The organism is Niallia yueguangensis (assembly GCF_052663115.1).
Genome location: NZ_JBQTCX010000009.1, coordinates 144,154 through 158,683, shown reverse-complemented (window position 1 = coordinate 158,683; position 14,530 = coordinate 144,154). Strand labels below are relative to the sequence as shown.

At 37.3% G+C, this 14,530-nt stretch carries 12 protein-coding genes; 11 read left to right on the top strand and 1 reads right to left on the bottom strand.

What is annotated here, in order from left to right:
• Nucleotides 1-8 precede the first annotated feature (8 nt).
• The 11 genes from pyrR (at nt 9) to ACTYA4_RS10615 (ending at nt 12,896) form a co-directional block, all read left to right on the top strand.
• Entirely contained in the window at nt 9-551 is a 543-nt protein-coding gene (gene pyrR / locus ACTYA4_RS10665) for a bifunctional pyr operon transcriptional regulator/uracil phosphoribosyltransferase PyrR (protein WP_443481476.1), read from the top strand.
• Between the two features lie 172 nt (nt 552-723).
• The gene (locus ACTYA4_RS10660) at nt 724-2,031 is read left to right on the top strand and encodes a solute carrier family 23 protein (protein WP_443481475.1); all 1,308 of its coding nucleotides are present in this window, start codon (nt 724-726) and stop codon (nt 2,029-2,031) included.
• Nucleotides 2,032-2,373: 342 nt separating this feature from the next.
• Complete coding sequence (locus ACTYA4_RS10655; protein ID WP_443481474.1) at nt 2,374-3,315, top strand: aspartate carbamoyltransferase catalytic subunit; 942 nt, start codon at nt 2,374-2,376, stop codon at nt 3,313-3,315.
• On the top strand, nt 3,278-4,564 hold the full coding sequence (gene pyrC / locus ACTYA4_RS10650; protein ID WP_443481473.1) for a dihydroorotase: 1,287 nt from the start codon (nt 3,278-3,280) through the stop codon (nt 4,562-4,564). The genes ACTYA4_RS10655 and pyrC overlap by 38 nt, the downstream gene beginning before the upstream one ends.
• Nucleotides 4,561-5,658 carry a carbamoyl phosphate synthase small subunit gene (locus ACTYA4_RS10645; RefSeq protein ID WP_443481472.1) on the top strand — a complete coding sequence of 366 codons (1,098 nt, stop codon included), beginning with the start codon at nt 4,561-4,563 and terminating at the stop codon, nt 5,656-5,658. Before pyrC ends, ACTYA4_RS10645 begins: the two co-directional genes overlap by 4 nt.
• Nucleotides 5,645-8,857, top strand: a complete 3,213-nt coding sequence (gene carB, locus ACTYA4_RS10640) for a carbamoyl-phosphate synthase large subunit (protein WP_443481471.1) — start codon at nt 5,645-5,647, stop codon at nt 8,855-8,857. Before ACTYA4_RS10645 ends, carB begins: the two co-directional genes overlap by 14 nt.
• Nucleotides 8,857-9,633: a dihydroorotate dehydrogenase electron transfer subunit gene (locus ACTYA4_RS10635; RefSeq protein ID WP_443481512.1), complete on the top strand. Its 777-nt coding sequence runs from the start codon at nt 8,857-8,859 to the stop codon at nt 9,631-9,633. Before carB ends, ACTYA4_RS10635 begins: the two co-directional genes overlap by 1 nt.
• Complete coding sequence (locus ACTYA4_RS10630; protein ID WP_443481470.1) at nt 9,630-10,571, top strand: dihydroorotate dehydrogenase; 942 nt, start codon at nt 9,630-9,632, stop codon at nt 10,569-10,571. Before ACTYA4_RS10635 ends, ACTYA4_RS10630 begins: the two co-directional genes overlap by 4 nt.
• Complete coding sequence (gene pyrF, locus ACTYA4_RS10625; RefSeq protein WP_443481469.1) at nt 10,543-11,259, top strand: orotidine-5'-phosphate decarboxylase; 717 nt, start codon at nt 10,543-10,545, stop codon at nt 11,257-11,259. The genes ACTYA4_RS10630 and pyrF overlap by 29 nt, the downstream gene beginning before the upstream one ends.
• A complete protein-coding gene (gene pyrE / locus ACTYA4_RS10620; protein WP_443481468.1) occupies nt 11,256-11,882 on the top strand; it encodes an orotate phosphoribosyltransferase in 627 nt (208 codons plus the stop codon). Before pyrF ends, pyrE begins: the two co-directional genes overlap by 4 nt.
• A 108-nt stretch (nt 11,883-11,990) precedes the next feature.
• Nucleotides 11,991-12,896, top strand: coding sequence for a nuclease-related domain-containing protein (locus tag ACTYA4_RS10615; RefSeq protein ID WP_443481511.1), 906 nt, complete (start codon nt 11,991-11,993; stop codon nt 12,894-12,896).
• A 697-nt stretch (nt 12,897-13,593) separates the two neighbouring features.
• Here the strand turns inward: ACTYA4_RS10615 and ACTYA4_RS10610 are convergent.
• Nucleotides 13,594-14,502, bottom strand: coding sequence for a DMT family transporter (locus tag ACTYA4_RS10610; protein ID WP_443481467.1), 909 nt, complete (start codon nt 14,500-14,502; stop codon nt 13,594-13,596).
• Between the last annotated feature and the right edge of the window lie 28 nt (nt 14,503-14,530).

The window sequence follows — 14,530 nt, the reverse complement described above, 5'->3', positions numbered from 1 at the left end:
TTTCATACATGTCACAAAAAGCACTTGTATTAGATGATCAAGCAATTAGAAGAGCTTTAACTAGAATTGCACACGAAATTATTGAGAAAAATAAAGGAATTGAAAATTGTATTCTAGTTGGTATTCGGACAAGAGGAATTTTTATTGCAAATCGATTGGCGGAAAGGATTTCGCAAATTGAAGGGAAAAAGATTGCAGTTGGAGAGCTTGATATCACCTTATACCGTGATGACTTATCGAAAAAAACTAATAATAAGGAACCTCTTGTAAAAGGTTCTGATATTCCGACAGAAATACAGGATTTAAAAGTCATTTTAGTGGATGATGTACTGTATACGGGAAGAACTGTTCGTGCAGCGATGGATGCGTTGATGGACATTGGAAGACCTTCTTCTATACAGCTTGCAGTGCTGGTAGATAGAGGTCATAGAGAATTGCCGATTAGAGCCGATTATGTTGGGAAAAATATTCCAACATCCAGTTCAGAAAAAATTGTCGTTGATTTAGCAGAAGTGGACGATCATGATGAAGTAAATATATTTGAAAAATAATAAATAACCCTTTTAATTGCAGTACAGCGAGACTGATAAGGGGTGATAACAGATGAGGTCTTATTTCCTTCTGCTTAAAACCCCTGATATGTCTTGCATTGAAGGGGTTTTTTTAAAGAAGAAAGCACATAATAAAGGTTAAATACATCAATGTAGTGCAAGAGGAGACAGCATGAATAGACATAAACCAGTATTGGATATACAAGATAAACCTTCCGCATCTCAATGGATTACACTAAGTTTACAGCACTTATTTGCGATGTTTGGAGCAACTGTTTTAGTACCTTTTCTCATAGGTTTAAGTCCAGCAGTTGCCTTAATCTCAAGCGGACTTGGAACACTTGCATTTTTGATTATTACGAAATGGCAAGTTCCTGCTTACTTAGGTTCCTCCTTTGCCTTTATTGCACCTGTGATAGCCGCTAAACAATTAGGTGGGCCAGGTGCTGCAATGATCGGAACATTTATTGCAGGCATCGTTTACGGCATTGTAGCATTGCTTATTAAAAAAGTGGGTTATCGCTGGATTATGAACATATTGCCGCCAATTGTTGTTGGTCCAGTCATCATGGTAATCGGATTAGCATTGGCAAGTACTGCAGTAAGTCAGGCAATGAATGACCCGGCCACCCAAACATACAACTTGTTATACTTTTCCGTCGCGTTAGTGACATTACTGGCAACGATACTGTTTACGATCTTTGGAAAAGGGGTATTCAGCTTTATCCCAATCCTTGCGGGAATTATTGTAGGATACTTATATGCCCTTGCAGTTGGTGTGGTGGATTTTCAACAAGTAATAGAAGCAGACGTATTTGAAATGCCAGATTTTATTTTCCCATTTGCTGACTATCAAGTAAATATAAATGCTGCTATACTAGCATTGTTTGTACCGGTCGCAATTGTAACGCTAACTGAACATATCGGACATCAGCTTGTTTTAAGCAAAGTAGTAGGAAAAGATTATATAAAAGATCCAGGATTACACCGAAGCATCCTTGGAGATGGCACAGCAACACTTATTTCTGCGTTAATTGGCGGTCCGCCAAAAACAACTTATGGAGAAAATATTGGCGTACTGGCAATTACGAGAGTATATAGTGTATATGTAGTGGCAGGTGCAGCAATACTCGCAATCATATTTGGATTTATCGGTAAGATTACAGCATTAATCCATTCGATCCCAGTTCCAGTAATGGGAGGGGTTTCCATCTTGTTATTTGGAATTATTGCATCATCAGGCCTTAGAATATTAGTAGAAGCTAAAACAGACTTTAGTAAAAATCGCAATTTAGTGATTGCATCTGTTATTCTAGTAACAGGCATTGGTGGAGCATCCATTCATATAGGCGATCAATTTAAAGTAGAAGGAATGGCGCTTGCAGCAATCATTGGAATTATGCTTAATCTCCTTCTTCCAGGCAGAGAAAAAGCAAAAGAAGATTTATTTGAAGCAAATAAAGTAGAACAAACTAAATAAAGTTACACCTTTTAAAAAAGTACAGAGAGACTTTTAAGGGTGTTGAAGGTTTCACAATTTTGTCTATGTGTTGTTTTAAAGTAAAACGAAAACGGCTTATGTAGGTGTGTAAACTTTTCAACTCTAAGACACCCTTATAAGCCTCATTGGGTGTCTTTTTTTAAAGATAAGAAAGCATAAAATTTTTGAATTTAGATGAGTATCTAGCGCAAGCAGCCAGCCCCTGTGAAAAATAACCCCATGCCTCTAAAAGTAAAAAGCACTTTTTGAGTCATGTGAACATTTTTTCTTCGGGGCTGAGCAAGGCGCTTCCGCTTTTCTTATAACAAGGAGGCAAAATTAATGGAAAACTTATTAACAACAGCAGAATTATCCATATCAGCTATTAAAGCTATCCTTAATGACGCACAAAATTTTGCGAATGGGGCTCAATGGAAACCGACTAAGCAAAGTTTTGTTGCAAATCTTTTCTTTGAGCCGAGCACAAGGACAAAATGCAGCTTTGAAGTAGCAGAAAGAAAACTAGGACTTGAAGTGATTCCATTTGAAACGAATGCATCGAGTGTTGTTAAAGGGGAAACATTATATGATACAGTACGCACCTTGGAATCAATTGGTGTAAATGCAGTAGTTGTAAGACATGAGGAAGATAATTATTTCGAAGAGCTAGTTGGCAAGGTAAATATTCCTGTGATTAATGCAGGAGATGGGTGTGAAAATCATCCGACACAATCATTATTAGATTTATTAACGATTCAACAGGAGTTTAACGGTTTTGAAGGCTTAAAAGTCAGCATAATTGGCGATATAAGACATAGCCGTGTAGCTCGATCCAACGCAGATGCATTAACAAGGCTTGGAGCAAATGTAGTATTCTCTGGACCAGCTGAATGGTTTGATGAAAATCTACTGCAAAATGCAAATTATGAGGACATCGATACAGCAATTGAAACGTCAGATGTTGTCATGCTGTTAAGAATTCAGCATGAACGTCATAGTGAAAATTCGTTAGACATAGATAAAAAGGAATATCTTCAGAAGTATGGACTGACGGTTGAAAGAGAAAAACGCATGAAAGCAGGCAGTATTATTATGCATCCTGCTCCTGTAAACCGCGATGTTGAAATTGCAGATGAACTAGTGGAGTGCAGCCGTTCTAGAATTTTTAAACAAATGCAAAACGGTGTGTTTATTCGCATGGCAGTGTTAAAAAGATCACTACAAAAAGTTGAAGGAGGAAAATTACATGTCAATGATCATAAAAAATGGCCAATTACTTACTAATACTGGGGAACTTGTAACAAAAGATATTTACATTCAAGATGGGGTAATAAAAGAGATAGCTGCTTCTATTACAAATGAAGCAGAAGAAATCATTGATGCAGATGGAAAATTGGTTGCTCCAGGCTTTATCGATGTGCATGTACATTTAAGAGAACCTGGAGGCGAGAAGAAAGAAACGATTGCAACAGGTACGATGGCTGCTGCTAAAGGTGGTTTTACGACAATTGCAAACATGCCAAATACAAGACCGGTTCCAGACTCAGTTGAACATTTACATAGTCTGAATGAACGAATTAAAGAAACAGCAAATGTTCGTGTTCTCCCATATGCGTCTATTACAACTAGACAGCTTGGCGAGGAATTGACAGATTTTGCTGCATTAAAAGATTTAGGGGCATTTGCTTTTACAGATGATGGGGTAGGCGTTCAGGAAGCTGGGAAAATGCTAGAGGCAATGAAACGTGCGGCAAGCTTAAATATGGCCATTGTTGCTCATTGTGAAGATAATAGCCTTATAAATAAAGGTTGTGTACATGAAGGCGAATATTCAAAAGCAAACGGATTAAACGGAATTCCATCTGTTTGTGAGTCGGTGCATATAGCAAGAGATGTTCTGTTAGCAGAAGCAGCAGACTGTCATTATCATGTTTGCCATATTAGTACAAAAGAATCTGTCCGTGTTGTTAGAGATGCGAAAAAAGCTGGCATCCGCGTAACAGCAGAAGTTACACCGCATCATTTATTATTATGCGAAAATGATATTGAAGGAAAAGATCCTAATTTCAAAATGAATCCACCATTAAGAGGGAAAGACGATCGTGATGCTTTAATCGAAGGACTGCTTGATGGCACAATCGATTTTATTGCAACTGATCATGCACCGCATACAGCAGAAGAAAAAGCGCAAGGAATAGAGCGTGCTCCATTTGGAATTGTCGGCTTAGAAACTGCTTTTCCATTAATGTATACACATTTTGTAAAAACAGGGAAAATGACGATTGCTCAGTTAATCGACTTTTTAGCAAAAAAACCAGCAGATACATTCCAACTGGCATCTGGTGAAATTGCAGAAGGAAAAGCAGCTGATATCGTAATCTTAGATTTAGAGAAAACAGAAAAAATCAATCCAGAAACCTTTTTATCAAAAGGAAAAAATACTCCATTTACAGGATGGGAATGCCAAGGATGGCCGATTGCTACTATAGTAGATGGAAAGATTGCTTGGAGAAAGGAAAGTGTAAACGCATGAAAAAACAATTAATTCTTGAAGATGGAACTGTGTTTATTGGCGAAGGTTTTGGCGCAGATAAAAACACAACTGGAGAAGTAGTATTCAATACAGGAATGACAGGCTATCAAGAAATATTATCTGATCCGTCTTATTGTGGACAGATTGTTACATTAACATATCCACTTGTTGGGAATTATGGGATCAATCGTGATGATTTTGAGTCGATAACACCTGCAATTCAAGGATTTATTGTAAAAGAGGTTTGCGATTTTCCATCGAATTGGAGAAACGAACTTTCCCTTGATGAATATTTTAAACAAAAAAATATAGCTGGACTAGCAGGCATTGATACAAGAAAATTAACAAGAATTATCCGCCAGCACGGTGCATTAAAAGGTATAATTTGCAGCATCGAAGAAAATGTAGATAGTGTAGTGGAACAACTGAAAACGACAGCATTAAGAAATGATCAAGTAAAATCAGTTTCAACGAAACAAGCATATCCAAGTCCAGGACGTGGACATCGTGTCGTATTAGTAGATTTCGGTATGAAGCATGGAATATTGAGAGAACTTAATCAACGTGATTGTGATGTGATTGTTGTACCATACAACACAACGGCAGCAGAAATTTTAGCTCTTAGTCCAGATGGAATCATGTTATCAAACGGACCTGGAGATCCAAAAGATGTACCAGAAGCTATTGAAATGATCCAAGGAGTACTTGGAAAGGTTCCTCTATTTGGGATTTGTTTAGGACATCAACTATTTGCACTTGCAAGTGGTGCAAATACAGAAAAAATGAAATTTGGCCACAGAGGATCCAATCATCCTGTCAAAGACTTATTAACAGGAAAGGTTGCTTTAACTGCACAGAATCATGGCTATACAGTACAAGAAGAATCAATTAAGCAAACAAATTTAGAAGTGACACATATTGCTTTAAATGATGGAACGATAGAAGGCTTAAAGCATAAAGAGTATCCAGCGTTTACTGTTCAATACCACCCAGAAGCATCACCAGGACCAGAGGATGCAAATTATTTATTCGATCGATTTATTTCAATGATTTTATCACACAAACAGGAAGGTGCCGCATATGTCAAAGCGTAATGATATTAAAAGTATACTAGTAATAGGGTCAGGACCAATCATCATTGGACAAGCAGCAGAATTTGACTATGCAGGAACACAAGCATGTATGGCGTTAAAAGAAGAAGGCTATCGAGTAATCCTTGTCAATTCAAATCCTGCAACAATTATGACAGATACAGAGATTGCAGATGCTGTATATATTGAACCGATCACATTAGATTTTGTCAGCAGAATTATCCGTAAAGAAAGACCAGATGCTATCCTTCCAACATTAGGAGGACAAACTGGATTAAATATGGCAGTAGAGCTATCTGAAGCAGGCGTGTTGGAAGAATGTGGTGTGGAAGTGCTTGGAACAAAGCTATCTGCTATTCAACAAGCAGAAGACCGTGACCTTTTCCGTAATTTAATGAATGAACTTAATGAGCCGGTGCCTGAAAGTGAAATTATTCATACGATGGAAGAAGCAAAAGCATTTGTGGAACAAATCGGCTACCCAATCATTGTTCGCCCAGCCTTTACATTAGGAGGAACAGGCGGAGGAATATGCCATAACGACGAAGATTTAAATGAAATTGTGGCAAGTGGATTAAAAAACAGTCCGGTAACACAATGTTTATTAGAAAAAAGCATCGCAGGATTCAAAGAAATTGAATACGAAGTAATGCGTGACAGCAATGATAATGCCATCGTTGTATGTAACATGGAAAATATTGATCCTGTCGGCATTCATACAGGCGACAGCATTGTTGTAGCACCTAGCCAAACTTTAAGTGACCGCGAATATCAATTATTGCGCAATACATCACTGAAAATTATCCGTGCATTAAAAATTGAAGGTGGATGTAATGTGCAGTTAGCATTAGATCCTGACAGCTATCAATATTATATTATCGAAGTAAACCCGCGTGTAAGCCGTTCATCAGCACTTGCAAGTAAAGCAACTGGCTATCCAATTGCAAAACTTGCTGCAAAAATTGCCGTTGGTTTAACATTGGATGAAATGATGAATCCAGTTACTGGAAAAACGTATGCGAGCTTTGAGCCAGCGCTTGATTATATTGTAAGTAAAATTCCACGCTTCCCATTTGATAAATTTGAGTCTGCTAAACGTAATTTAGGTACACAAATGAAAGCAACTGGTGAAGTAATGGCGATTGGACGTACGTTTGAAGAGTCCTTGTTAAAAGCGATTCGTTCACTGGAAGCAAAAGTATATCATTTTGCTTTAACATCAGGAGAAGAGATCAGCGATGCTTTACTAGAAAAAAGAATCCGCAATGCTGGAGATGAACGATTGTTCTATATTGCAGAGGCGTTAACAAGAGGCGTATCCATTGAAACAATACATGAATGGAGCAAAATTGATTTATTCTTCTTGAAGAAAATGGAAGGCATTATCTTACTTGAAAAAGAGCTAGTGAAACAGCCATTTGATCTCGAACTTGCTAAAAAGGCGAAGGAAAAAGGTTTTGCAGATGTTCAGTTAGCGAAGCTTTGGAATACAACAGAGCTTGAAGTGTATAACTGGAGAACAGAAAACAAGCTTGTTCCGGTTTATAAAACGGTTGATACATGTGCAGCAGAGTTTGAATCGGAAACACCATATTTCTATGGAACATATGAAGAAGAAAATGAATCGATTGTGACAGATCGCAAAAGCATCGTAGTTCTTGGTTCGGGTCCAATTCGAATTGGCCAAGGAATTGAGTTCGATTATGCAACGGTTCATTCTGTATGGGCAATTAAAGAAGCTGGATATGAGGCAATTATCATCAACAATAACCCGGAAACTGTTTCAACAGATTTTAGTATTTCGGACAAATTATACTTCGAACCGTTAACGATTGAAGATGTAATGCATATCATTGATTTAGAAAAACCTGAAGGTGTTGTCGTGCAGTTCGGTGGACAAACTGCCATTAATTTAGCAGATCAATTAGTTCAACGCGGTGTGAAAATTTTAGGAACAACACTTGAAGATCTAGATCGTGCAGAAGATCGTGACAAGTTTGAACAGGCTCTTCGTGAGTTAGGAATTCCACAGCCTGAAGGAAAAACAGCTTTATCTGTTGAAGAAGCAGTAGAGGTTGCAAAAAACATTGGCTACCCAGTCCTTGTTCGCCCATCTTATGTATTAGGCGGAAGAGCAATGCAAATCGTCTATAAAGAAGCAGAATTAATTCCTTACATGGAGAATGCTGTAAAAGCAAGCCCTGGCCAACCAATCTTAATTGACCGTTATTTAACAGGAAAAGAAATAGAAGTTGATGCAATTTGTGATGGCAAAGATGTAGTGATACCAGGAATTATGGAGCATATTGAACGTGCAGGTGTTCACTCAGGAGATTCCATTGCCGTGTATCCACCACAAAGTTTATCGAATGAATTAAAACAAACATTAATCGACTATACAACAAAGCTTGCTAAAGGGCTGAACATTATTGGATTGCTAAATATTCAATATGTTGTGTCAAAAGGAGATGTGTTTGTACTTGAAGTAAATCCTCGTTCAAGTAGAACAGTGCCTTTCTTAAGTAAAATAACAAATGTACCGATGGCAAAAATCGCAACAAAAGTTATTTTAGGAGAAACATTAGAAGGTCTTGGATATTCTTCAGGGTTAGTACCGGAAAAAGATGGAGTTTATGTAAAAGTGCCGGTATTCTCTTTTGCTAAATTAAGAAGAGTTGACATTACGCTTGGACCGGAAATGAAGTCAACTGGTGAAGTAATGGGTAAAGATTATACATTGGAAAAAGCTTTATATAAAGGTTTAGTAGCATCTGGAATGAAAATCCAAACATTTGGAACAGTCTTAATGACCATTGGGGATAAAGATAAGGAAGAAGCATTGCTGCTTGCAAAAAGGTTTGCAAACATCGGCTATAGCTTAATGGCAACAAGTGGTACGGCAGCATTTTTAGAGAAAAATAATATTCCAGTGAGAGTAGTAGATAAAATCGGTGGAGAAGGTACGACGTTAATTGATGTTATTCGAAATGGACAAACACAATTTGTGATCAATACTTTCTCAAAAGGCAGCCAGCCAGCACGTGATGGATTTAGAATTAGAAGAGAATCTGTCGAAAATGGTATACCTTGTTTAACTTCATTGGATACAGCAGAAGCGATTTTGCGTGTTGTCGAAAGCATGACTTTTTCTGCTGAAGCGATGAACGCAGACCAAAAAAGCTTGGAGGCAGTGTTCTCATGATAAAAAACGAACTATGTACGGTCGTAAAACATACGGAAATTGCCGAAAATATAATGGAGCTCACCCTTAGAGGTGAGCTTGTTCATGAAATTGGAGAACCGGGAAGATTTGTGCATTTAAAAGTAGGAGATACATTGGAGCCGTTGTTAAGAAGACCAATTAGTATTTCGCGAATCGATGACAAAAATCTTACTTTTACGATGATTTACCGAAAAGAAGGAAGAGGGACACAGCTTTTAGGTGAGAAAAAGGCTGGAGAGTTAGTGGATGTACTCGGACCGCTTGGAAATGGATTTCCAGTAGAGGAAGCAACTGCTGGTGAAACAGCCCTTTTAGTTGGCGGTGGAATTGGTGTACCACCTTTGTATGAACTTGCACACCGCTTAGTAGAAAAAGGCGTAAATGTAATCACCGTGCTTGGTTTTCAAACTTCGTCTGTTGTTTTTTATGAAAAAGAATTTCAAGCATTGGGAAATACATATGTTGCTACTGTCGATGGAACACATGGAACAAAAGGTTTTGTAACGGATGTAATTGCACAGCAAGGATTAAACTTTGATATTTTATATTCTTGTGGACCAACACCGATGCTTCGCAACCTTGAAAAATCGTTCCCTGATAAAAAAGTATTTATTTCATTGGAAGAACGAATGGGCTGCGGAATCGGTGCATGTTTTGCATGTGTGTGTCATAAAGCAGATGATCCAACTGGATACACGTATAAAAAAGTTTGTACAGATGGACCGGTATTTAAGGCAGGGGAGGTAGTAATATGAATCGATTACAAGTAGAACTTCCTGGTTTAAACTTAAAAAATCCAATTATGCCAGCATCCGGATGCTTTGGGTTTGGAAGAGAATTCAGCAATCTTTATGATTTAAGCAAACTTGGCGCCATCATGATTAAAGCAACAACAGCAGAACCTAGATTTGGCAATCCGACACCACGTGTTGCGGAAACAAACTCTGGCATGCTAAATGCGATTGGACTGCAAAATCCTGGTTTAACAAAAGTTCTTGGGGAAGAGCTGCCATGGCTTGCAAATTATGATGTTCCTATCATTGCAAATGTAGCTGGTTCCTTAGAAGAGGATTATGTAGAAGTTGCAAAAGAAATTTCAAAAGCGCCAAATGTACATGCGTTAGAACTGAATATTTCTTGTCCAAATGTTAAAACAGGTGGAATTATGTTTGGAACGGTACCAGAAGTGGCAAAAAACTTGACGAAAAAGGTAAAAGAAGCTTCACAAGTACCTGTTTACGTTAAGCTGTCTCCTAATGTAACAAATATTGTAGAAATGGCGAAAGCAGTAGAAGCAGGTGGTGCAGACGGTATCACCATGATTAATACGCTGCTTGGGATGCGTTTGGATTTAAAAACAGGCAAGCCGATTTTAGCAAATAAAACGGGCGGTTTATCTGGACCTTCCATTAAACCTGTTGCCATTCGGATGATTTATGAAGTGAGCCAAGCAGTTGATTTGCCGATTATTGGCATGGGCGGCGTTGCGACAGCAGAAGATGTTCTAGAATTTTTCTATGCTGGTGCTAGTGCAGTTGCGGTAGGTACTACCAATTTTGTCGATCCTTTTATTTGTCCAAAAATCATTGACGAATTGCCTGCATTATTAGATCGTTATGGATTTGAACATATATCTGAATGTACGGGAAGGAGCTGGGGAAAAAATGAACAACTCACTTATCATCGCCCTTGATTTTGCAGAGAAGGAAGAGGTTTTTTCCTTCTTAAAAAAATTTAATGGAGAGCCGTTATTTGTAAAAGTAGGCATGGAGTTATTTTACAAAGAAGGGCCTGGCATCATCGAACGCTTAAAAGAGCAGAACCATCAAATTTTCCTAGATTTAAAGCTTCATGATATACCGAATACTGTAAAAAGTGCGATGAGAAATTTAGCAGGATTAGGTGTGGATCTTGTCAACGTGCATGCCGCTGGGGGAGTGCCGATGATGGAAGGTGCATTAGAAGGATTAGAAGCAGGAACACCGGCTGGAAAAATTCGTCCTCGTTGTATTGCAGTAACGCAATTAACGAGCACTTCTGAAGCACAAATGCAAAACGAGCAATTAATCAAAGTGCCGTTGTTACAATCGGTATTACACTATGCAACAATTACAAAGCAGGCAGGACTTGATGGAGTAGTATGCTCCACATTGGAAGCTGCAAGTATTCGAGAGCAATTAGGACATTCTTTCTTAACAGTGACACCTGGAATTCGCTTAGACTCAGACAACGTCCAAGATCAAGTGCGTGTAGCAACACCGAAAACGGCTAGAAATAATGGTGTATCCGCGATTGTTGTCGGAAGATCTATTACAAGAAGTGATAATCCATATGAAAGTTATGTACGTTTTAAAAATGAGTGGGAGGGTGTTACACAATGAAACACAACATCGCAGAGCAATTGTTAAAAATCAAAGCTGTATTTTTACAGCCAAATAATCCATTTACATGGGCTTCAGGCATAAAGTCACCAATATATTGTGACAATCGATTAACACTATCTTATCCAGAAGTTCGTAAAGAAATTGCAAATGGACTTGCAAACTTAATTAAAGAAAAATTTCCGGAAACAGACGTCGTTGCTGGAACTGCAACCGCAGGAATACCTCATGCAGCTTGGGTAAGTGATGTACTTGATCTTCCAATGTGTTATGTTCGTTCCAAAGCAAAAGAACACGGCAAAGGAAATCAAATTGAAGGAAAAATTGAAAAAGGGCAAAAAGTAGTTGTAGTAGAAGACCTTATTTCAACAGGTGGAAGCGTCATTACAGCAGTGAACGGCCTTCGTGAAGCAGGATGCGAAGTGTTAGGTGTTGTATCTATTTTTACATACGAGCTTCCAAAAGGAAAAGAATTATTAGAAGATGCAAATATTGAGGCATACTCTTTGACCGATTATTCTAGTTTGTTAGAAGTAGCACAAAAAAGCGGTTATATTAAAGAGGAAGATTTAGCAAGCTTGCAAGCTTGGAAAGAAAACCCTGCTGAATGGGCAGGGAAGTAATAAATAATGGGTGCATCTCTTGCGTGGATGCACCTTTTTTTAACAAAATATTCATTGGATATACCAGTAGATTTTAATAAAATAGATTTAGAAGAAAGGATGTGTACGATGCTCTATAAATCTCGTGCTGAATCTAGTGAACAACTAATTTTGCAATTTTTAAACACTCGAATGGATTTGTTTGCGAAAGACAAGCAATATTTTTTCAATCTCAAAAAGGGCTATGAAGGGGAGAAAATGTTTGATATTTTAACAGAAAAGCTTGAGTGTGAATGCTATATTTTAAATGATTTATTGTTTAAAATAAATAACACTTTATTCCAAATTGACTCCCTGATTATTATGTCTGAAGCCATTTATTTTTTCGAAGTGAAAAATTATGAAGGGGATTATTATTACGAATCAGATCGATTATACAAAATACCAAAATCTGAAATTATTAATCCACTACATCAATTAAGGAGAAGCGAATCTTTGTTGCGCCAGTTGTTAGACAATCTTGGCTGTAATTCTCCTATTAATGCATCGGTCGTTTTTATTAACCCCGAATTCACCCTCTACCAAGCACCTCAAGGCAAGCCATTTATTTTCCCTACTCAGGTCAACCGCTATTTGCAAAAACTTCAGAAAACATTTTCACAGTTAAATGGAAAACATAAGATGATTGCTGATAAATTAATTTCTCTGCATATAAAAGAATCTCCTTATAAACAACTGCCATTCTTTGAATATAATCAGCTGCAAAAGGGAATCACTTGTGCAGGGTGCAGCTCATTTTCCATATTGGTTGAAGGAAAGAAATGTATCTGTGAAGAGTGTGGACACGAAGAAGAGATTGAAGCTGCGGTACTTCGAAGTGTAAACGAATTTAAGCTCCTTTTTCCTGATCGAAAAATAACTACTAATATTATTTATGAGTGGTGTAAAGTGGTAAAGTCTAAGAAGAGGATCAGTAGAATTTTAGAAAAAAACTTTAAAATTGCAGGGACCAGGCGATGGTCCTTCTATGAATAGAAAACCTTGATGGAGAGTGTTTACCCAGTACTCATTGAGCATGTCCTTAAAGGACGTAACCACTAGCTACTATACAAAGTTTTTCCAATAGAAGGCTTCTCAAAGACAAAACAAAGTAAAAAGCAAGAATTTAGTCTAATAGAAGACCTCTCAAAGACAAAACAAAGTAAAAAGCAAGAATTTTGTCTAATAGAAGACCTCTCAAAGACAAAACAAAGAGAAAAGCAAGAATTTAGTCTAATAGAAGGCTTCTCAAAGACAAAACAAAGTAAAAAGCAAGAGTTTTTGTCTAATAGAAGGCTTCTCAAAGACAAAACAAAGTAAAAAGCAAGAATTTTGTCTAATAGAAGACCTCTCAAAGACAAAACAAAGTAAAAAGTAAGAATTTAGTCTAATAGAAGACTTCTCAAAGATAATACAAAGAGAAAAGCAAGAATTTAGTCTAATAGAAGACCTCTCAAAGACAAAACAAAGGAAAAAGTAAGAATTTAGTCTAATAGAAGACCTCTCAAAGACAAAACAAAGAGAAAAGCAAGAATTTAGTCTAATAGAAGGCTTCTCAAAGACAAAACAAAGTAAAAAGCAAGAGTTTTTGTCTAATAGAAAGCTAACAAAGATAATACCAAGCACAAACTCAAAAATCTCCTTCAGCACTTATATAAAGTCGGCTCCTTGATATTATTTGCAGTAGCCTTTTTCAGAAAGTACGGCGATGTTCAAGATGCTTGTGCTTTATTTTCAATCCAGACGTTAAAATAACACCAAGAAAAACAAAAGCTCCCCCTACAATTTGCTGACTAGAGATGCTTTCCCCTAAAAATAGTCCAATGATGGCAGTGAAAACAGGAATTAAGTTAAGAAATATTCCTGCCTGGTTAGGGCTAACTTGTTTTAATGCCATATTCCAAAATACAAAAGAACATGCGGAAGGAAATAATACCATATAGATAATGCCTATTATTCCTATCGTTGTGATTTTACTGAAATCTATTCCTTGATAAAAAGCAAATGGAGCAAGAATCATCATCGCAAAAAGAGTAGAAAATGCAGTAGTTGTAATGGGCGGAAGTGGTATTCTTCTTCCTAGTAGCGAATAAAATGTCCAAACGATAACAGCACCGATCATCAAGATGTCACCAGCATTATAATTATCATGGAGGATTTGGATAATATTTCCCTTTGTTAAAACCACAATCGCTCCAAATAAAGAAAGCAATAATCCTAAAATCTGTGTTGTCGTCATTTTTTCTTTTAAAAGAAGAAAAGAAAAGAAGACAATAACTCCTGGGTTAATGGTATTCACGAGCGCAGCATTTGTCGCTGAAGTGTAACGTAATGCTTGATAGAGAAATAGATTATAAGCGATGACGCCAAGTATTCCTTGAATAACTAGCAAGTGCCAATTTTTACGTACTAATTTCCAATCTGGTTTTTTTTCAAGAAAAAAAGCAAGCGGAAAGAGAATAATTAATGCCAAAACCCATCTTGAAAAAGTAATCCATAAAGGGGAAAGTTCAGAACCTACCATTTTTCCAAATACAAAGTTACCTGCCCAAAATAAGTTAGTTAAGATTAGGAGTATAAAAACTTTTCCTTTTATTTTCATATGTAGCTCCTTCTATCTAAAAATAAAA

Excerpts from the sequence above, each read along its gene's own strand:
- pyrC (WP_443481473.1), top strand. The coding sequence starts at position 3,278 with ATGTCAATGATCATAAAAAATGGCCAATTACTTACTAATACTGGGGAA.
- ACTYA4_RS10660 (WP_443481475.1), top strand. The coding sequence starts at position 724 with ATGAATAGACATAAACCAGTATTGGATATACAAGATAAACCTTCCGCA.
- ACTYA4_RS10615 (WP_443481511.1), top strand. The coding sequence starts at position 11,991 with ATGCTCTATAAATCTCGTGCTGAATCTAGTGAACAACTAATTTTGCAA.
- ACTYA4_RS10610 (WP_443481467.1), bottom strand. The coding sequence starts at position 14,502 with ATGAAAATAAAAGGAAAAGTTTTTATACTCCTAATCTTAACTAACTTA.
- pyrR (WP_443481476.1), top strand. The coding sequence starts at position 9 with ATGTCACAAAAAGCACTTGTATTAGATGATCAAGCAATTAGAAGAGCT.
- ACTYA4_RS10645 (WP_443481472.1), top strand. The coding sequence starts at position 4,561 with ATGAAAAAACAATTAATTCTTGAAGATGGAACTGTGTTTATTGGCGAA.
- pyrE (WP_443481468.1), top strand. The coding sequence starts at position 11,256 with ATGAAACACAACATCGCAGAGCAATTGTTAAAAATCAAAGCTGTATTT.
- pyrF (WP_443481469.1), top strand. The coding sequence starts at position 10,543 with ATGAACAACTCACTTATCATCGCCCTTGATTTTGCAGAGAAGGAAGAG.
- ACTYA4_RS10630 (WP_443481470.1), top strand. The coding sequence starts at position 9,630 with ATGAATCGATTACAAGTAGAACTTCCTGGTTTAAACTTAAAAAATCCA.
- carB (WP_443481471.1), top strand. The coding sequence starts at position 5,645 with ATGTCAAAGCGTAATGATATTAAAAGTATACTAGTAATAGGGTCAGGA.
- ACTYA4_RS10655 (WP_443481474.1), top strand. The coding sequence starts at position 2,374 with ATGGAAAACTTATTAACAACAGCAGAATTATCCATATCAGCTATTAAA.